17 protein-coding genes are annotated in these 17,219 nt (G+C 65.2%); 12 read left to right on the top strand and 5 right to left on the bottom strand.

Features of this window, described 5'->3' with window-relative positions; all coding sequences use genetic code 11:
- Nucleotides 1–23 precede the first annotated feature (23 nt).
- Nucleotides 24–641, top strand: a complete 618-nt coding sequence (locus AC1RGE_RS14175; protein ID WP_011059697.1) for a TPM domain-containing protein — start codon at nucleotides 24–26, stop codon at nucleotides 639–641.
- 257 nt (nucleotides 642–898) lie between these two features.
- Nucleotides 899–2,116, top strand: coding sequence for a class I SAM-dependent methyltransferase (locus AC1RGE_RS14180; RefSeq protein ID WP_015634453.1), 1,218 nt, complete (start codon nucleotides 899–901; stop codon nucleotides 2,114–2,116).
- Here the strand turns inward: AC1RGE_RS14180 and AC1RGE_RS14185 are convergent.
- Entirely contained in the window at nucleotides 2,104–3,018 is a 915-nt protein-coding gene (locus tag AC1RGE_RS14185) for a DMT family transporter (RefSeq protein WP_072443213.1), read from the bottom strand. The two genes, AC1RGE_RS14180 and AC1RGE_RS14185, sit on opposite strands and share 13 nt — an antisense overlap.
- A 196-nt stretch (nucleotides 3,019–3,214) precedes the next feature.
- Between AC1RGE_RS14185 and AC1RGE_RS14190 the strand changes: the two genes are divergently transcribed.
- Entirely contained in the window at nucleotides 3,215–3,796 is a 582-nt protein-coding gene (locus AC1RGE_RS14190; RefSeq protein WP_011059700.1) for a DJ-1/PfpI family protein, read from the top strand.
- A 14-nt stretch (nucleotides 3,797–3,810) separates the two neighbouring features.
- Nucleotides 3,811–4,116 (top strand): ribbon-helix-helix domain-containing protein, encoded by a 306-nt coding sequence (locus AC1RGE_RS14195; RefSeq protein ID WP_011059701.1) that lies wholly within the window; start codon nucleotides 3,811–3,813, stop codon nucleotides 4,114–4,116.
- A 133-nt stretch (nucleotides 4,117–4,249) separates the two neighbouring features.
- Here the strand turns inward: AC1RGE_RS14195 and AC1RGE_RS14200 are convergent, their stop codons facing one another.
- The gene (locus AC1RGE_RS14200) at nucleotides 4,250–5,251 is read right to left on the bottom strand and encodes a GntR family transcriptional regulator (RefSeq protein WP_011059702.1); all 1,002 of its coding nucleotides are present in this window, start codon (nucleotides 5,249–5,251) and stop codon (nucleotides 4,250–4,252) included.
- A gap of 395 nt (nucleotides 5,252–5,646) precedes the next feature.
- Between AC1RGE_RS14200 and AC1RGE_RS14205 the strand changes: the two genes are divergently transcribed.
- The 8 genes from AC1RGE_RS14205 to AC1RGE_RS14240 all read left to right on the top strand — a co-directional run bounded on the left by AC1RGE_RS14205 (nucleotide 5,647) and on the right by AC1RGE_RS14240 (nucleotide 13,446).
- On the top strand, nucleotides 5,647–7,005 hold the full coding sequence (locus AC1RGE_RS14205) for an amidase (RefSeq protein ID WP_492584507.1): 1,359 nt from the start codon (nucleotides 5,647–5,649) through the stop codon (nucleotides 7,003–7,005).
- Between the two features lie 45 nt (nucleotides 7,006–7,050).
- Nucleotides 7,051–7,932: a polysaccharide deacetylase family protein gene (locus tag AC1RGE_RS14210; protein ID WP_011059704.1), complete on the top strand. Its 882-nt coding sequence runs from the start codon at nucleotides 7,051–7,053 to the stop codon at nucleotides 7,930–7,932.
- 28 nt (nucleotides 7,933–7,960) lie between these two features.
- The gene (locus AC1RGE_RS14215; RefSeq protein WP_011059705.1) at nucleotides 7,961–9,301 is read left to right on the top strand and encodes an MFS transporter; all 1,341 of its coding nucleotides are present in this window, start codon (nucleotides 7,961–7,963) and stop codon (nucleotides 9,299–9,301) included.
- 12 nt (nucleotides 9,302–9,313) lie between these two features.
- Nucleotides 9,314–10,075, top strand: a complete 762-nt coding sequence (locus tag AC1RGE_RS14220) for an SDR family NAD(P)-dependent oxidoreductase (RefSeq protein WP_019094798.1) — start codon at nucleotides 9,314–9,316, stop codon at nucleotides 10,073–10,075.
- 96 nt (nucleotides 10,076–10,171) lie between these two features.
- Nucleotides 10,172–10,921, top strand: coding sequence for an SDR family NAD(P)-dependent oxidoreductase (locus AC1RGE_RS14225; protein ID WP_015634457.1), 750 nt, complete (start codon nucleotides 10,172–10,174; stop codon nucleotides 10,919–10,921).
- 13 nt (nucleotides 10,922–10,934) lie between these two features.
- Nucleotides 10,935–11,234: a hypothetical protein gene (locus AC1RGE_RS14230; protein WP_011059708.1), complete on the top strand. Its 300-nt coding sequence runs from the start codon at nucleotides 10,935–10,937 to the stop codon at nucleotides 11,232–11,234.
- On the top strand, nucleotides 11,231–12,238 hold the full coding sequence (locus AC1RGE_RS14235; protein ID WP_492584509.1) for a CobW family GTP-binding protein: 1,008 nt from the start codon (nucleotides 11,231–11,233) through the stop codon (nucleotides 12,236–12,238). Before AC1RGE_RS14230 ends, AC1RGE_RS14235 begins: the two co-directional genes overlap by 4 nt.
- Nucleotides 12,238–13,446, top strand: a complete 1,209-nt coding sequence (locus AC1RGE_RS14240) for an ABC transporter substrate-binding protein (protein ID WP_093404260.1) — start codon at nucleotides 12,238–12,240, stop codon at nucleotides 13,444–13,446. Before AC1RGE_RS14235 ends, AC1RGE_RS14240 begins: the two co-directional genes overlap by 1 nt.
- 3 nt (nucleotides 13,447–13,449) lie before the next feature.
- Here the strand turns inward: AC1RGE_RS14240 and AC1RGE_RS14245 are convergent, their stop codons facing one another.
- The 3 genes from AC1RGE_RS14245 to AC1RGE_RS14255 all read right to left on the bottom strand — a co-directional run bounded on the left by AC1RGE_RS14245 (nucleotide 13,450) and on the right by AC1RGE_RS14255 (nucleotide 17,142).
- Nucleotides 13,450–14,070: a hypothetical protein gene (locus AC1RGE_RS14245; RefSeq protein WP_019094800.1), complete on the bottom strand. Its 621-nt coding sequence runs from the start codon at nucleotides 14,068–14,070 to the stop codon at nucleotides 13,450–13,452.
- Between the two features lie 9 nt (nucleotides 14,071–14,079).
- Nucleotides 14,080–14,370: a hypothetical protein gene (locus tag AC1RGE_RS14250; protein ID WP_225368733.1), complete on the bottom strand. Its 291-nt coding sequence runs from the start codon at nucleotides 14,368–14,370 to the stop codon at nucleotides 14,080–14,082.
- Nucleotides 14,371–14,580: 210 nt separating this feature from the next.
- Nucleotides 14,581–17,142 (bottom strand): TonB-dependent receptor, encoded by a 2,562-nt coding sequence (locus AC1RGE_RS14255; protein ID WP_346624418.1) that lies wholly within the window; start codon nucleotides 17,140–17,142, stop codon nucleotides 14,581–14,583.
- Between the last annotated feature and the right edge of the window lie 77 nt (nucleotides 17,143–17,219).

The following is a 17,219-nucleotide window of genomic DNA, read 5'->3' on the forward strand; positions in this document are numbered from 1 at the left end:
ATAAAAAGCGGAAATCCAACGACATGGCATTACTCAGTGAATTCGAACAACGGCAGGTGGCCGAAGCCATCGCCCGGGTGGAACAGCAGACCGACGCCGAACTGGTGACGGTGCTGGCCGCCCGGGCCGACGACTACGCCTATATCCCGCTGCTCTGGGCCAGCCTGCTGGCGCTGGTGGTGCCGGGGCTGGTGCACTACGCCACCGGCTGGCTGAACATGCACCTGTTGCTGCTGGCGCAGTGGGCGACCTTTATCGTCTTGTGCCTGGTGTTCCGCCTGCCGCGGGTCACCACCCGGCTGATTCCGCGATCGGTGCGTCACTGGCGCGCTTCCAACCTGGCCCGGCGCCAGTTCCTCGAACAGAACCTGCACCACACCGTGGGCGGCACCGGGGTGCTGATCTTTGTCAGCGAAGCCGAGCGCTATGTGGAGATCCTGGTGGACGAAGGCATTTCCAGGCGCCTGGACAACAAGCACTGGAACGCGATTGTCCAGGCCTTTACCCAGCAGGTCCGGCAAGGCCAGACCCTGCAGGGCTTCCTTGATTGCATTGAAGCCAGCGGCGAGTTGCTCAAGACCCATGTGCCCCTGACCCAGGTACGCAACGAATTGCCCAACCGCCTGGTGGTGCTCAACTGACCCACCCAGCTGGGGACTATGGCGTGCTACCTGTGTAGGAGCCCTTGCCGGCGAAGAGGTCCGTGAGCCTTGCACCGCCTTTGGGGACGCCTTCGCTGGCAAGCCAGCTCCTACGGGGCTGGATTGGGGGGATTTTTCCGGGGGGCGACAAAATTTTACCCTCGGGTCAATAACTCCGTGCCCTGAGGGGCCATCCCCCCCTAAAATACCCGCCATTCCCTGATCGACACCGCGCATCGCCCGAGGCTCCCGCCCCCATGTCTGTTACCGCACCTTCCGCCCGCCCCGCGCCGGATCATCACGCCCAGTTCCTGCAACTGCTCGACACCAGCCTCACGCAGAACGCCTTTATCAAGCTGGTACTGGCCAAGCACGTGGGCCCGGAGGCGGACCTGCAACGCCTGATCATCAAGCAACTGACGGTCAAGGAGCAGCCGTGCCTGTCCTTCGTCTATCGCTACAAGACCCGGGACATCACCAAGAACTTCTCCCTGGACGAAGGCATCGCCGCCATCGCCGAGCTGCTGCCGGCTGCGTTCAAGAACGCCCACCTGCTGACCCTCACCGACGAGGTACAGCTCGAATACAGCAAGAAGGGCAAGAGTTCGCTGTTCAAGGGCAAGCCGCAAACCCAGCGCGATGCGCCGTCCGCCGAGCACAACCGGGAGAAGAACCGCTTCCTCGACCTCAGCCGGCCGTTTCTCGCCGACCTGGGGGTGACCAACAAGCAGCATGAGCTGATTCCGGCGATGTCACGCAAGTGGAAGCAGATCAACAAGTTCATCGAGGTCTTCAGCCACGCCCTGGGCAGCTCGCCGATCAAGCTCGACCAGCCGGTGCGGGTGGCGGACTTCGGCTCCGGCAAGGGCTACCTGACCTTCGCCATCCACGACTACCTGCGCAATACCCTCAAGGCCGAGGGCGAAGTCACCGGCGTCGAGTTGCGTGAAGACATGGTGACCCTGTGCAACGCCGCCGCGCAGCGCCTGGAGCACCCGGGCCTGGTGTTCAAGTGCGGTGACGTGCGCAGCGTGGCCCCCAGCCAGCTGGAAGTGATGATCGCCCTGCACGCCTGCGACATCGCCACCGACTACGCGATCCACACCGGTATCCGCTCCGGCGCGGCGATCATCATGTGCTCGCCGTGCTGCCACAAGCAGATCCGCCAGCAGATCCAGAGCCCGCTGCTGCTCAAGCCGATGCTGCAATACGGCCTGCACCTGGGGCAGCAAGCGGAAATGGTCACCGACAGCCTGCGGGCGCTGTTCCTCGAAGCCTGCGGTTATGAAACCAAGGTCTTTGAATTCATCTCCCTGGAGCACACCAACAAGAACAAGATGATTCTGGCGGTCAAGCGTGCCGAACCGCAGGATCCCAGCCAGCTGCTGGCCAGGATCGAAGAGCTCAAGGCCTTCTACCAGATCAGCGAACACTGCCTGGAAACCCTGCTCAAGGCCGACGGTTACCTCGGCTGAGGGCTGGCCGGCGGCGTGGGCAGCGGTGTGGCCGGGCGCACCGCGGTCTTGCGCCCCAGGACCACGGTAAGGATCACGCCCACCGCGAACACCCAGGTAATGGGCTGCACCTGCTCACCGAAGAACAGGGCGGAAAAGGCGATGGTGAAGAAGATCTGCAGTAGCTGGATCTGGCTCACCCGAGCAATTCCGCCCATGGCCAGCCCGGCATACCAGGCGAAAAAACCCAGGAACTGCGAGAACAGCGCAACGTAGCCGAAGGCCCACCAGGTCCTCATGGAAATCGCCCCCTGGTGCTGCGCCGCCAGGTACCACACCGGTCCGATCAGCAGCGGCGTGGACAGCACCAGAGCCCAGCAGATCACCTGCCAGCCACCCATCTCCCGCGCCAGCCGGCCCCCTTCGGCATAACCCAGGCCGCCCACGGCAATCGCCCCGAGCATCAGCACATCACCGGCCTGGATGCTGCCCGCGCCACTGAGCAGCGCATAACCCAGCACCAGCGCACTGCCCAGGGCGGCGCAAGCCCAGAAGGCCTTCGACGGCCGCTCGTGGGACAGCCACGCCGCATACAGCGCCACGCACAACGGTTGCAGGCCATTGACCAGCGCGCCGTGGGACGCGGGCAGGGTCTGCATGGCCCAGGCCGAAAGCACTGGAAAGCCGAGGATCACCCCGAGAATCACCACGCTCAGGCCCTTGACCTGTTTCCAGGTCGGCCATCTTTCCCGGCGCCAGAGCAGCAGCAAGGCCGCCGGGATCGCCGCGAACAGCGCGCGGCCCAGGCCGTTGAGCAAGGGGTGCATCTGCTCCACCACTATCCGGGTGAAGGGCAGGGTCAGGCTGAAAATGATGACACCCAGCAGGCCGAGGGCCATGCCGGTGTTTTCGCGCGAGGACATGATGGCTACCAGAATTCGTACAGGGACACAGGTGCCTGCATCTAGCCATAAAGCCGCGCGATCCTGGTGCTACAGCTGGGTGCAGAGTTGTCCGTACAGTTGTCGCTGTAGTACCGGGTTATTACCCGGGCCGGTGGATTGGGGCTACCTTGAATACTCCTTGCGCCCCCGTCTTTCACTGAAAGGAGTCCACTCCATGGCCGCGAAAAAGATTCTCATGCTGGTTGGCGATTACGTCGAAGACTACGAAGTGATGGTGCCGTTCCAGGCCCTGCTGATGGTCGGTCACAACGTGCATGCGGTGTGTCCCGACAAGAGCGCCGGGCAGACCGTGCGCACGGCGATCCACGACTTCGAGGGCGACCAGACCTACAGCGAAAAGCCGGGCCATCTGTTTGCCCTGAACTTCGATTTCGCCCAAGTGAAGTCCAGCGATTACGACGCCCTGCTGATCCCCGGTGGCCGTGCCCCGGAATACCTGCGCCTGAACGAAAAGGTCCTGCAACTGGTCAGGGAATTCGACCAGGCCGGCAAGCCGATTGCCGCGGTGTGCCACGGCGCGCAACTGCTGGCGGCGGCCGGCATCCTCGAAGGCCGCGAATGCAGCGCCTACCCGGCCTGCGCCCCGGAAGTTCGGCTGGCGGGGGGCACCTATATCGATATCCCGGTGACGCAGGGCCACGTTCAAGGCAATCTGGCCACCGCCCCGGCCTGGCCGGCGCATCCCAGTTGGCTGGCCGGTTTCCTGGGCCTGCTGGGCACCAAAATCACCCTGTAAGCGAGGGCCACGCCATGTGCGAGCTGTACGTCAAAGCCGACCCGATTCTCTACGAATCCCGTTCCCGCTCGTTGCGCATCTGTGGCGTGGTCACGACCTTGCGCCTGGAAAACCAGTTCTGGGACATCCTCAGCGAGATCGCCGAAGTGGACGGCATGACCACCAACCAGCTGATCGCCAAACTGTATGAAGAGGTCATGGATTACCGTGGCGAAGTGGTGAATTTCGCCTCCTTCCTGCGGGTCAGTTGCACCCGCTACCTGAGCCAGCGCCGCAGCACCGTCCCCGACCTCAGCCTGGTAAAGCGCAACGCACTGTAGCCGCTGCCGCAGGCTGCGAACGGCCCGCAGGGACGCGGGGTTCTGAGGGCCGCTGGAGGTTTGGCAGGCGATCGCCAGGCAAGGTCCTGCGGACCTTTGCGCAGCCTCGCGGGCTCGGCGGCGGCTACGGGGCTCAGCTGATTTTGCTGAGGAAGCCGGGTAGTTCCGGTTCCGGGAGCACCGACAGCACTTTGAGGCGTTGCAACATGCGCTGGCGGGCGCGTTGCAGGTGTTCTCTGAGGTTCAGGGCCGCAGCGTCGTAGGCCCCGTGCAGCAGCAGTTCGAGGATCAGTCGGTGCTCGGCGAGCATCGCCGGGTCGGCGCCGATGCCCAGCAGGCGGTAGAAGATCCGGTTGATGATCATCGGGCTCTGGGCCTGACGGATCAGCGCCGCCATCTTGCGGTTCTGCAAGCCGCCCAGGCATTGCTGGTGCAGGTCTTCTTCCAGGCGTTCCAGGGCCTCCAGCCCACAGTGCTCGGCCTGTTGCGCCTGGGTCACCCGTTCCAGCATCTGTTCCAGGCGTTCGCGGCCCAGGCCCGGCGCGCTCTGGCGCAGGGCTTCGGGTTCCAGGCAGGCGCGCAGTTCGTAGTCTTCGGTGACTTCCCGGGCGGTCAGCGGTCCGGCCAGCCATTGGGAGTAGGGTTCCTTTTCCACCAGGCCGCGATCGCGCAGGCGCATCAGTGCTTCGCGGACCACCGCGCGGCTGACGCCGTAGTGCTCGGCTGCGGCCTGTTCGTCGAGGCGAAAGTGACCGAAGGCGATGCAGGTGGAGAGGGCACTGCCCAGTTCTTCGTAGATCCGTTCCCCCAGGGGCCGGGTGTCCACCAGTTCTTCGTCGCTGGCCAGCCCCAGGTGGGCATGGCTCAGGGGCAGGCGCAGCGGTTCGATCTCCAGGCCCTGGGGGTTGATCAGGTAGCCGCGGCCGTCAAAACGGCTGATCAGCCCTTCGCCGTGCAACAGATCGAGGGCCTTGCGCACCGGCACTCGGCTGGTGCCGAACAGTTCCGCCAGGGGCGCTTCCAGCAGCACCAGGCCCTGCAGGGCGGTGCCCTGGAGGATGGCGTCGCGCAAGACCTGACGGATCATGGCGTAGCGCGATGCGGTGCGCGGGTCCTCTGCTGACACTGCTTTCATCGGTTCCTCTAGGGGCTGTTGCCGGTGGGTGACGAGCCCGTTGCCGGGCCGCGGTGGCCGGGGATTCTCTCACAGTTGCCAAGTGTCACTGAGTGCCACGTTTGGTTGCCCCGTCCTGGGGCCGCCCTGGGTGGGTTGTTACCTTTCTGCACCAAAATGTACTTTTTAATAAAAGATACATTATTTCAATGGCAGACCCTTGGGCGAGGATTTTCTCCGTCGGTTGTCGCGCGATCTCTGTCAGTAACCCACTCTGGCTCGCTATTACAGGCGAATCTGGGGGATTTTCCGAAAGCACGCGGTGCTCCCTGCGTTTTGAGCTGGCACGGAATCTGCTCTGTATAAAATGTACATTTTAATATTTAGTACATTTTTAGATTTTTGCGGAGTGAGCCATGCCCCCTGATTCGCTGAACGACGCCACGGCCATGGCGCAAGCCTTTGCCTCGGGCCGCACCGATCCGGTCCAGGTTCTGGAGCAGGCCCTGGCGTTGGCCGAGGCAACGCCCCATGTGTTCATTTCCCTGTGCCCGGCCCGGGCCCGGCGCGAGGCTGAGGCGGCGGCTGCCCGCTGGCGGGCGGGCCAGCCGCTGAGCCTGCTGGATGGCGTGCCCCTGGCCTGGAAGGACCTGTTCGACCTGGCCGGCAGTATCACCACCGCCGCCGCCCAGGTGCGTCGCGAGGCGCCGCCGGCCAAGGTGGATGCGCCCAGCGTGCGGCAGCTGTGCCGGGCCGGGCTGGTCAGCCTGGGCAAGACCAACCTCAGTGAGTTCGCCTATTCCGGGCTCGGCCTGAACCCGCACTTCGGCACTCCGATCAACCCCCACAGTGATGCCCAGCCACGGATTCCCGGTGGTTCCTCGGCAGGTTCCGCGGTGGCGGTGGCGGCCGGTATCGTGCCGATCTCCATGGGCACCGACACTGCCGGTTCGATCCGCGTTCCCGCAGCCTTCAATGGCCTGGTGGGCTACCGCGCCACCTCCCTGCGCTATGACCGCGAGGGGGTGTTTCCCCTGGCCGAAAGCCTCGACAGCCTCGGGCCGCTGACCCGCAGCGTGCGCGATGCCTGGCTGATCGACGGGCTGTTGCGCGGTGGCGACCCCCGGCAATTGCCGCCGCCCCGCAGCCTGGCGGGGCAACGCTTCTGGGTCGATTCGCAAGTGCTTGACGACAGCCGTACCCAGGCCGCCGTGCGGGCCAATCTGCTGGTGGTCATCGAAAGCCTGCAACAGGCCGGGGCGCTGGTGGAGCAACGGCCGCTGCACAGCCTGCAAGCCACCCTGCAACTGATCCAGGAACAAGGCTGGCTCGGCGCCGCCGAAGCCTTCGCCCTGCACCAGCCGTTGCTCGACAGCGAGTACGCCGAACAGCTCGATCCGCGGGTGCGACGGCGCCTGGAAAGCGCCCGGCAGATGCCCGCCAGCCAGTTGCTGCGGCTGTACCAGGCGCGGCGCCAGTTGCAGCAACAGGTGCAGGACGAACTGGACGGCGCGGTGCTGATTACCCCCACCGTGGCCCATGTGGCGCCGCCCCTGGCGCCCCTGGAGCAGGACGAAGAGCTCTTTGCCCGGACCAACCTGGCGACCCTGCGCCTGACCATGCCCGGCAGTTTTCTCGACATGCCCGGCGTGGCCCTGCCTAGCGGCCGCGATGCCCAGGGCTTGCCCACCGGGCTGTTGCTGAGCCTGCCCCAGGGCCATGACCGGCAACTGCTGGATGCGGCCCTGGCGCTGGAGGCGGCGTTGCCGCGCTAGCTCCGACGATTTTTTTCAACCACAAGCAATCACTGGAGGCCGCTCATGGCTAAAGAAATTCTCTGTGCATTTGGTGTCGATGTGGACGCGGTGGCCGGCTGGCTCGGTTCCTACGGCGGCGAGGACTCGCCGGACGACATCTCCCGCGGCCTGTTCGCCGGCGAGGTCGGCGCGCCGCGCCTGCTCAAGCTGTTCGAGCGTTATGGCCTGCGCACCACCTGGTTCATTCCCGGCCACTCCATGGAGACCTTTCCCGAGCAGATGAAGGCGGTTGCCGAGGCCGGCCACGAGATCGGCGTGCACGGCTACAGCCACGAAAACCCCATCGCCATGACCCCGGAACAGGAAGAGATCGTCCTCGACAAATCCATCGAGCTGATCACCCGGGTCACCGGCAAGCGCCCCACCGGCTACGTTGCGCCCTGGTGGGAATTCAGCAAGGTGACCAATGAGCTGCTGCTGAAAAAGGGCATCAAGTACGACCACAGCCTGATGCACAACGACTTCCATCCCTACTACGTGCGGGTCGGCGACAGCTGGACCAAGATCGACTACAGCCAGCACCCCGACACCTGGATGAAACCTTTGGTGCGGGGCCAGGAAACCGACCTGGTGGAGATCCCGGCCAACTGGTACCTGGACGACCTGCCGCCGATGATGTTCATCAAGAAGGCGCCCAACAGCCACGGTTTCGTCAACCCGCGGCACCTGGAGGAAATGTGGCGCGACCAGTTCGACTGGGTCTACCGCGAGCATGAGCACGCGGTGTTCACCATGACCATCCACCCCGACGTCTCCGGCCGCCCGCAAGTGCTGTTGATGCTCGAACGCCTGATCGAACACATCCAGAGCCATGCCGGCGTGCGCTTCGTCACCTTCGACGAGATCGCCGACGACTTTATCCGCCGCCACCCGCGCAACCGCTGACCCCGGCCACTTCATCGAGGCGTGACTGATGTCTATCTATAACAAGCTCGACCTGACTGGCTGGAAACCCCAGCAGTTGACCCCGGCCCAAGTGCGCTTCGCCACCTGGATCGCCTTCTTCGCCTGGGTGTTTGCGGTGTACGACTTCATTCTGTTTGGCACCCTGCTGCCGGAGATCGGCCGGCACTTCGGCTGGGGCGAGGTCGAGCAGGCCGAGATCGCCACCTGGGTGGCGGTGGGCACCGCGGTGGTGGCCCTGGCCATCGGGCCGCTGGTGGACAAGCTGGGCCGGCGCATGGGCATCATTTTCACCGTCAGCGGCTCGGCCATCTGCTCGGCGCTGACCGCCATCGGCGGCGCCTGGGGCAAGTCGCCGCTGATCCTGATCCGCTCCCTGGGCGGCCTGGGCTATGCCGAGGAAACGGTGAACGCCACCTACCTCAGCGAGTTGTACGCGGCATCCGACGACCCGCAACTGGCCAAGCGCCGGGGCTTCATCTACAGCCTGGTGCAGGGTGGCTGGCCGGTGGGGGCGCTGATCGCCGCCGGGTTGACCGCGGTGCTGCTGCCGATCATCGGCTGGCAAGGCTGCTTCATCTTCGCCGCGATCCCGGCCATCGTCATTGCGGTGATGGCGCGCAAGCTCAAGGAGAGCCCGCAGTTCCAGATCCACCAGCGCATCAGCCAGCTGCGCAAAAGTGGTTCGGTGAGCGAGGCCCAGGCGGTGGCGCTGACCTATGGCGTGGACTATGACGAGCACAGCAAGGCCGGCCTGGCTGCGGCCTTTCGTGGCCCGGCGCGGCGCGCGACCCTGGTGATCGGCGCGGCGATCCTGCTCAACTGGGCGGCGATCCAGGTGTTCAGCGTGCTCGGCACGTCGGTGATCGTCAGCGTGCACCACATCTCCTTCGAGAACTCGCTGATCATCCTGGTGCTCTCCAACCTGGTGGGCTACTGCGGCTACCTGAGCCACGGCTGGATGGGCGACAAGATCGGCCGGCGCAATGTCATCGGCCTGGGCTGGATGCTCGGCGGCCTGTCGTTCGCCGGCATGCTCTACGGCCCGAGCAACATGCCGATGGTGGTGGGTCTCTACAGCCTGGGCCTGTTCTTCCTGATCGGCCCGTACTCGGCGGCGCTGTTCTTCATCAGCGAAAGCTTCCCTACCAGCATCCGCGCCACCGGCGGCGCGATCATCCACGCCATGGGGCCGATCGGCGCGGTGGTGGCGGGTTTCGGCGCCACCCAGGTGCTGTCCGCCGGTGGCGACTGGCAGACCTCGGCGCTGTATTTCGGCGCGCTGCCTTGTTTCCTCTCCGGTGCGCTGATGTTCGCCGCGCGCCATGTGCGTCCTGAATCCGTTCAATAAGGAAAGTTATCCATGACTCAAAAAGTCGCCGTGATCACCGGTGCCGCCAGCGGCATCGGCCAGGCCCTGGCCGTGGCCTATGCACGGGCCGGTGTGGCGGTGGTGGGCGGGTATTTCCCTGCCGACCCCCATGACCCGCAAGCCACCCGCGACCTCGTGGCCGAGGCGGGCGGGCACTGCCTGATGCTGCCCCTGGACGTGACCGACAGCGCCTCGGTGGACGCCCTGGCCGAGCAGGCCGTGGCGCACTTTGGCCGCCTCGATTACGCCGTGGCCAATGCCGGCCTGCTGCGCCGCGCACCCTTGCTGGACATGACCGACGCGGCCTGGAACGCCATGCTCGATGTGGACCTGACCGGGGTCATGCGCACCTTCCGCGCGGCGGTCAAACACATGGGTGAGGGCGGTGCCCTGGTGGCGATTTCCTCGATTGCCGGTGGCGTCTACGGCTGGCAGGAACACGCTCACTATGCAGCGGCCAAGGCCGGGGTGCCGGGGTTGTGCCGCTCGCTGGCGGTGGAATTGGCGGCCAGGGGCATTCGCTGCAACGCGGTGATCCCAGGGTTGATCGAGACCCCGCAGTCGCTGGACAGCCAGAACTCCCTGGGCCCGGAAGGCCTGGCCAAGGCGGCCCGGGCCATCCCCCTGGGCCGGGTCGGGCGGGCCGATGAAGTGGCGTCCCTGGTGCGCTTTCTCACCAGCGAGGAGTCCAGCTACCTCACCGGGCAGAGCATCGTCATCGATGGCGGCCTGACGGTGCGCTGGCCGGATTGAACCCCTTCGCCAGCCAGCCGGCTCGTGCAGGCGGCTCACCGCCTCCGTAGGAGCTGGCTGGCCAGCGAACCGCACACCTTTGAAGGAGAAAGTCCCATGCAACACCTGCACAACCGCCGCGCCGTGATCACCGGCGCCGGCAGCGGTATCGGCGCCGCTATCGCCCGGGCCTACGCGGTGGCGGGAGCACGCCTGCTGCTGGCTGACCGCGACCCCGCGCGCCTGGCCGAGAGCGCCCAAGCCTGCCGCGAGCTGGGCGCTGAAGTCGTCGAATGCGTGGCCGATGTCGGCAGCGTCGAAGGGGCCCAGGCCGGAGTCGATGCCTGTGTCGAGCATTTCGGCGGTATCGATATCCTGGTGAACAACGCCGGCATGCTGACCCAGGCGCGCTGCGTCGATCTGTCCATCGAGATGTGGAACGACATGCTGCGGGTCGATCTCACCAGCGTCTTCGTCGCCAGCCAGCGGGCCTTGCCCCATATGCTGGCGCAGCGTTGGGGGCGGATCATCAATGTCGCCTCGCAGCTGGGAATCAAGGGCGGCGCCGAGCTGACCCACTACGCCGCGGCCAAGGCCGGGGTCATCGGCTTCACCAAGTCCCTGGCCCTGGAAGTGGCCATGGACAATGTGCTGGTCAACGCCATCGCCCCGGGGCCGATCGAGACGCCGCTGGTGTCTGGCATCAGCAGCGCCTGGAAAACCGCCAAGGCCGCCGAGCTGCCCCTGGGGCGCTTCGGCCTGGCCGATGAAGTGGCGCCCACCGCGGTGCTGCTGGCCAGCGAGCCGGGGGGCAACCTGTTCGTCGGCCAGACCCTGGGCCCGAACTCCGGGGATGTCATGCCATGAAGGAGGGCTGAGCATGTGCGGGTTATGCGGGCTGCTGGGCGAAGACGTGCACTGGAGCGACCCGCTGGGGGATGAACTGCCCCGGCGTCGCGAACGCTTGCGCAGAATCGCCGCGATCAACCGGGTACTGGTGCCGTTGCGGCTCAAGGTCGAAGACTTCCAGGGCTCGGCCTATCTGCTGCTGGGGGCGACCGGCCGCCAGGAACTGGCCAGCGGCCTGGAGCAGTTGTGGAGCCTGGCCGAATCCATGCTCGGCCGGCCCCTCGATCCTCTGGACCCTGTGATCCTCAAGCACCTGGAGCAACAGCCATGAGCCTGCCCCTGAACGTCATCACCGGGTTTCTCGGCAGTGGCAAGACCACCTTGCTCAACCGCCTGTTGCAGGACCAGAGCCTGGGGGACACGGCGCTGCTGATCAACGAGTTCGGTGATATCGGCATCGATCATTTGCTGGTGCAGGAGGTGGCGCCGGACACGGTGCTGCTGCCCAGCGGCTGTGTCTGCTGTTCGGTTCGCGGCGAACTGAAAGAGGCGCTGTTGGCGCTCCTGGCGCGGCGTAGCCGGGGCGAGGTTCCGGCCTTTCGCCGGGTGCTGCTGGAAACCACCGGGCTGGCCGACCCGGCGCCGATCCTGGCCACGGTGAACAACGATCCGCAATTGCGCGGGCGGGTGCACATCGGCCTGCTGGTGACCCTGGTGGACGCCAGCCACGCGGCGTTGCAGGAGCGCCTGCACCCGGAGTGGCTGGCCCAGGTGGCGGCCGCGGATCGCTTGCTGCTGAGCAAGACCGATTGTGTCGACGAAGCAACCCAGGCGGCATTGCGCGAGCATTTGCAGCGGCTCAATCCCGGGGCGCCCCTGTTGCTGACCCAGGCGATCCAGAGTGGCGATCAGCTGTTGCTGGGGGAGGGGCTGCGCGGTGCGACGGCAGAGCGGGAAGTGGCGCGCTGGCAGTTGCAGGGGCCACTCAAAGCGGCTGCGCCACAGCATGGCGCGGCGCAAGTGTGCAGCCTGGAGTTCGAGCAAACCCTGGATTGGGTGGGCTTCGGGGTCTGGTTGTCGATGCTGCTAAGATGCCACGGCGAACGAATTCTGCGGGTGAAAGGATTGCTCAACATCAACGCCAACCAGGCCCCCATCGTCATCCATGGCGTGCAGCATTGCCTGCACGCCCCCGTGCATCTGCCCCGTTGGCCCAGTGCCGACCATCGCTCGCGGCTGGTGTTTATCCTGCGCGGGCTGGAGCCCGAACAACTGCGCCGCTCCTTCGAGGTGTTCGCCCGCAGTTTCGCCCCGGCCGCCGGGGAGGGTGCCTGATGGCGGCGACGCAACCGGTCACCCTGCGGGTGCTGGGCACCTCGGTGACCCTGCTCGAATCCCTGCGGGTGCGTGCCGAGCAGGACCTGGGCATCCGCCTGGTGTATCAGGTACACGATGTGGAGCAGGCCCAGCGCATCGCGGTGATGCAGCCGGACAGCTACGACCTCTATGACCAGTGGTTTCACAACGTCGATTTTGTCTGGCCGGCCCAGGCGATCCAGCCCATCGATACCCGGCGCATTGCCCTGTGGCACGAGATCAACGACCTGCCCAAGCGCGGGCGCCTGTCGCCGGACGATCGCCTGGGCAGTGGCAGCGTGCCCAGCGAACGGCTCTATGTGCAGCACGACGGTAGCCTGGGCAGCACGGCCAGCGAGCGCATCAGCATGCTGCCGCTGACCCACAACGCCGACAGTTTCGCCTACCGCCCGGAGCGCCTGCCGGCGGGTTTTTCCAGCGCCAACGAAAGCTGGGGCTGGCTGCTGGAGCCGGCCTGGAGCGGGCGCATTGCCTTGCAGAGCGATGCGGCGATAGGTGCCCTGGACGCCGCCCTGGCGGTGCAGGGCTGTGGCCTGGAAGCCTTCAAGGACATCGGCAACCTGAGCATCGAAGAGATCGACCGACTGGCAGGGATCCTGGTGCGCAAGCAGCGTGAAGGGCATTTCGCGGCGTTCTGGTCGGACGATGAAGAGGCCGCGCAATTGATGCTCAGCCCGCGCATCGATATCCAGAGCCTGTGGTCGCCGACGCTGATGCGCCTGCACCGGGCGGGGGTCAAATACCGCCTGGCAGTGCCGAAGGAAGGCTACCGCGCCTGGTTCGGCGGGCTGTCGTTGTCGCGCCACGCCAAGGGCGCGGTGCTGGATGCAGCCTATGCCTACCTCAACTGGTGGCTGTCGGGCTGGCCCGGTGCGGTGATGGCACGCCAGGGCTACTACATCGGCAACCCGGCGCGTACCCGCGATCACCTGAGCAGCGCCGAGTGGGATTACTGGTACGCCGGCAAACCGGCCCGGGAAGAGTTGCCGGGCAGCGACGGCGAACCGCTGATCGATATCGGCGAGACCCGCGATGGCGGTTCCTACCAGCAGCGCATGGGGCATATCGCCGTGTGGAACTCGGTGATGGACGAGCACAACTACCTGGTGCGGCGCTGGGGGGATTTCCTGCGGGCGGGGCGGGTCGCGGGCCGGGGCAAAGGCTGAAGGTCAAAGCCCCAGGCGCGCCAGCTGGCGCAGGTCGGCGATCACCGCGGGGTTGCCGCCTTCGAGCACATCCAGGCGCATCTGCGCGATCAGCGCTTTCAGCAGCTCGGTCTGGGTCATCCGGGTGGCTTGCAGCAGGCGCGCAAGATCCTCGGCCACATAGTGGTTGACCTTCAGCGACAGGCGTTTCATGGCATGCACGGCAGGCAACTGGCGGGCCTCGGCCTGCTCGGCCAGGTACGCGGCGAAGCCGCTGTGCACTTGCTCCAGGGAAGACGCCGCGGGGGCGCTGAAGTAGTAGCCGAGGAACAGTTTGCGCATCTGCACTCCGGCATCCGGGGCCACGCAGTGCATCGCCGCATCCAGTACATCGAGGTAGACCGCCGGCAGCCGCGCCTCGATGGAGGTCAATGACTGCTTGCGTGCTTCCTTGATCGCCGGAGTGGACTGGGGCGGGATGGCCACCACCGTGGCGCAGAGGTCGCAAACCCCCACCAGGATGTCCCGGGCCAGGCCATGGCCGTCGCTGAAAGGGACGTCGCGCCGCAGGTAGGTGATGCCGACGACCTGTTGGCAATGCTCGCAGAGCGCCTTGCCCCGGTCGCCTTGCAGAAAGAGTTTCATGGGATGCCCTCATCGGTGAACGCTGATGAACCACGCATCTGGCTCGATAAAGTAGAACTTGATGTACCAGCCGGCCTTTTTCAGCACGTGGACCGCGATGCCCGGGACGCTGTGGTGGGCGCTGCAACTGTGGTCCTGGCCCTTGCAGGCATTGATGACCTCGATCAGTTGACTGGTCGAGATCTCGCCGGTGGCCAGCAGGTTCTTGACCTCGATCGAGCCGCGCGCGGCATGCAGATAGTGGCCGCTTTGTAAGGCATTGATCAGGTCCCGCCTGACCTTCCTGAAGCCTCTGTCCATGACGTCTTCTCGTTTGTACGACAAGTGTCGTACGGAATCAATGGGAAGTTGACTGAAAGCGCCCAAAGGCATTTCAGCGGTTTTCAGAGGGGAGTCGATCTTAGCCCGGCAGGTGCGGGCGGCAGGGCTTGGCTAACGGTTTGCAATACATCCGTGATGGCCAACGGCTGGCCTGTTGCGGTGCGTCCGATGCACCGCAGCCAGTTGCCGTCAGAAGAAGCGGGTCACGCTGATCTTGGCGTTGCGCCCCAGGCTGGATGCGTTATCGCCGCTCAGTGGTGGGCGATAGTCACGGTTGAACATGTTGTCCAGGGTGAAGTTGACTTCGGTGCCCTTGAGGTAAGGCTGCTGGGGTTTCCAGTTGGCGAACAGGCCGTGCACGTTGTAGCGGTCGTTCTTGTACTGGTCCCAGTAGGCGTCGCCCAGGGCGCTGGCCGGGCCGCCGGCATAGATGTCGCTGGGTACCCGGTCAGTCTGGCGCACCCACTGGCCCTGCCAGCCCACTTGCGCATCCCACTGTGGAATCTTCACCCCCAGGCTGGCCACCCACTTGCGTGGCGGAATGTCCCGGGCCCAGACGTTCGGCCCCCAGGGGTTGGTGTAGGCGCCTTCATGCTTACCGGTAATCCACGAGTAGGACAGCGAGCCGAACAGGTAGGTCGAGTCGTAGAAGCTTTCCACCTCGAAGCCCTTGATGGTCAGGTCGCCGATATTGCGGTAGACGCCTATGGTCGGCTGGTTGCACACCTGGCCGATGCTCTTGCCGCTGCTGAGTTGCTCGGGGCAGCCGATCCCGAGGTTCTTCATGATTTCGTCTTTGATGGTGTTGTGGAACAGCGTGGTACGCACCTGTACGCGGTCGGCCTGGGTGAACACGTCGGAGAAGCTGGTGATGTTACCGGCGCGCAACGCGGTGATGCGTTCCGGGTCGAGATTGCGGCTGGTGGCGGAGCGGGTGGAGGCGGCCGACTGGACCTCGTACTGCTCGTCGATCACCGGCGCGCGCCAGGTCTTGCTGTAGTCGGCGAACAGGGCGAATTGCGGGGTCACTGTCCAGAACGCCGACAGCCGAGGCGACCAGCCGGTGTAGGTCTTGTCGCCGTAATCGTGGCCCGCCACCGGGTCGGGGCTGTTGTAGAACGGTGCGTCGTTCTTCTCGCCGCGGTTGCGCACATGGTCGTAGCGCAGGGACGGGGTCAGGGTGAAGTCCCCCAGGGTGATGGCGTCCTGGATGTAGAAGGCATTGTTGTCGACCTTGCCGTGGGGCATGAAGCCAGGCTGGTAGTGGCCGTAGTTGTACTTGGGTACTTCATAGGTCTTGCCCGGCATCCACATGTCCACTTCGCGAGTGTGCTTGCGGATCTGGATGCCATTGGTCAGCGCGTGTTCCAGCGGGCCGGTGCTGAAGCGGCTGGTGTTTTTCAGGGCCAGGATCTTGTCGTCATAGCCCACGGTGATCTTGCGGCCACCGGAGGCCGGCTGGAAGAAGGCGTTCGGCCCGCGTTCGTCGGTCTGGTCGGTGGTGGAATCGGAGTACTTGGCCTCGAAGTCGATCCATGGATTGTCCACGGGGGTGTACTGGTACTTGGCGATCCAGGTGGTGTCGATGGTATTGCGCTGGGCCAGGAAGCGGCGGGTGGCGCCGTCATAACCGTACTTGTTGATGTCGCTCTGGCTCGGTGGCGTCGGGTAGCTCTTGGCCGAGAAGGGCGCCCAGATGTCGCTGTTGGAGCGCATGTAGCTGAAGCCCAGGCGATGTTCGTCGGTCAGTTGCATGTTCAGCTTGAACAGCTCGCCTTCCATGTCCTGGGCGGTATTGGGCAGGCGCTTGGGGTTGATCGGGTAGGCGTTGCGCGGGTCGGGCTGGGCGCTGGCGATCTTCATGTCGTCGCCGTCGCGCTTGGTCCAGTAGGCCAGGGCATCGAAGCGGTGATCATCGGTACGGCCGTACACCGCGCCGGTGTAGGCCTGTTCATGGCTGTTGCTGCTGTAGCCGTACTTGACCATGGCGCCGGCGTTGCGACCTTCCTGCAGCAGGTCCGGGGCGTCCTTGGTCTCCATGTGCACGGTGCCGCCGAAACCACCGTTGCCGGTCTCGGGGGAGTGCGGGCCTTTTTCCACTTCGATGCGCTTGATCAGCTCCGGCTCGATGAACACCGAACCCTGCTGGTAGCGTTCGAAGCCGCTCTTGGTGGCGCCATCAACGCTCATCGGTACGTCTTCGGCATCCCCCAGGCCCCAGATGTTGATGGTCTGGCCGCCGGGTTTGAGCGAGCCGCCCAGGCTCACGCCGGGCAGGGTGTCGATCAGGCTGACCACGTTGGTGGCCTGGTGGCGATCGATTTCCGCCTGGTTCAGGGTCGAGCGGCCGACACTCGAGGAATCCACTTCGGTGCCGTTGCCGATCACGCTCATGGCCCCCAGTTGCAGGGCCGAACCACTGCTCAGGTTGGTGTCGGCGGGGCGCACGATGTAGGTGTTGTCGACCTTCACCAGGTTGAACCGACCGTCCTGCAGCAAGGTGCGAATCGCCTCTTCCGGGCTGTAGTCACCCTGCAGGGCCGGCGCCTTGGCGTTGCGCAGCAGTTGCTCATCGAACAGCAGCTGGATCTTCGCCTGCTGGGCGATCTGGCTCAGGGACGCGGCCAGAGGCTGCGCCGGCAACTGGAAATGCAGCGGCCCGGCGTAGGCCTGCAGGCTGAATGCCAGGCAGGCGGCGAGCAGGGTAGGGCGGGTACGGACTAACGGAACAGGCAAGAGCGCGCGAAACATGACTTCCCCCAGAGCGGCTTAAAGGCCAAAAAAGCGCTGCGTACAGATCGCAGACGGGAGGAAGACGCGGCAGTGAA

The sequence above is a fragment of the Pseudomonas sp. GW823-FHT02C05 genome (assembly GCF_058797595.1).

Coding starts and splice junctions, on each gene's coding strand:
- AC1RGE_RS14175 (WP_011059697.1), top strand. CDS start 24: ATGGCATTACTCAGTGAATTCGAACAACGGCAGGTGGCCGAAGCCATC.
- AC1RGE_RS14180 (WP_015634453.1), top strand. CDS start 899: ATGTCTGTTACCGCACCTTCCGCCCGCCCCGCGCCGGATCATCACGCC.
- AC1RGE_RS14185 (WP_072443213.1), bottom strand. CDS start 3,018: ATGTCCTCGCGCGAAAACACCGGCATGGCCCTCGGCCTGCTGGGTGTC.
- AC1RGE_RS14190 (WP_011059700.1), top strand. CDS start 3,215: ATGGCCGCGAAAAAGATTCTCATGCTGGTTGGCGATTACGTCGAAGAC.
- AC1RGE_RS14195 (WP_011059701.1), top strand. CDS start 3,811: ATGTGCGAGCTGTACGTCAAAGCCGACCCGATTCTCTACGAATCCCGT.
- AC1RGE_RS14200 (WP_011059702.1), bottom strand. CDS start 5,251: ATGAAAGCAGTGTCAGCAGAGGACCCGCGCACCGCATCGCGCTACGCC.
- AC1RGE_RS14205 (WP_492584507.1), top strand. CDS start 5,647: ATGCCCCCTGATTCGCTGAACGACGCCACGGCCATGGCGCAAGCCTTT.
- AC1RGE_RS14210 (WP_011059704.1), top strand. CDS start 7,051: ATGGCTAAAGAAATTCTCTGTGCATTTGGTGTCGATGTGGACGCGGTG.
- AC1RGE_RS14215 (WP_011059705.1), top strand. CDS start 7,961: ATGTCTATCTATAACAAGCTCGACCTGACTGGCTGGAAACCCCAGCAG.
- AC1RGE_RS14220 (WP_019094798.1), top strand. CDS start 9,314: ATGACTCAAAAAGTCGCCGTGATCACCGGTGCCGCCAGCGGCATCGGC.
- AC1RGE_RS14225 (WP_015634457.1), top strand. CDS start 10,172: ATGCAACACCTGCACAACCGCCGCGCCGTGATCACCGGCGCCGGCAGC.
- AC1RGE_RS14230 (WP_011059708.1), top strand. CDS start 10,935: ATGTGCGGGTTATGCGGGCTGCTGGGCGAAGACGTGCACTGGAGCGAC.
- AC1RGE_RS14235 (WP_492584509.1), top strand. CDS start 11,231: ATGAGCCTGCCCCTGAACGTCATCACCGGGTTTCTCGGCAGTGGCAAG.
- AC1RGE_RS14240 (WP_093404260.1), top strand. CDS start 12,238: ATGGCGGCGACGCAACCGGTCACCCTGCGGGTGCTGGGCACCTCGGTG.
- AC1RGE_RS14245 (WP_019094800.1), bottom strand. CDS start 14,070: ATGAAACTCTTTCTGCAAGGCGACCGGGGCAAGGCGCTCTGCGAGCAT.
- AC1RGE_RS14250 (WP_225368733.1), bottom strand. CDS start 14,370: ATGGACAGAGGCTTCAGGAAGGTCAGGCGGGACCTGATCAATGCCTTA.
- AC1RGE_RS14255 (WP_346624418.1), bottom strand. CDS start 17,142: ATGTTTCGCGCGCTCTTGCCTGTTCCGTTAGTCCGTACCCGCCCTACC.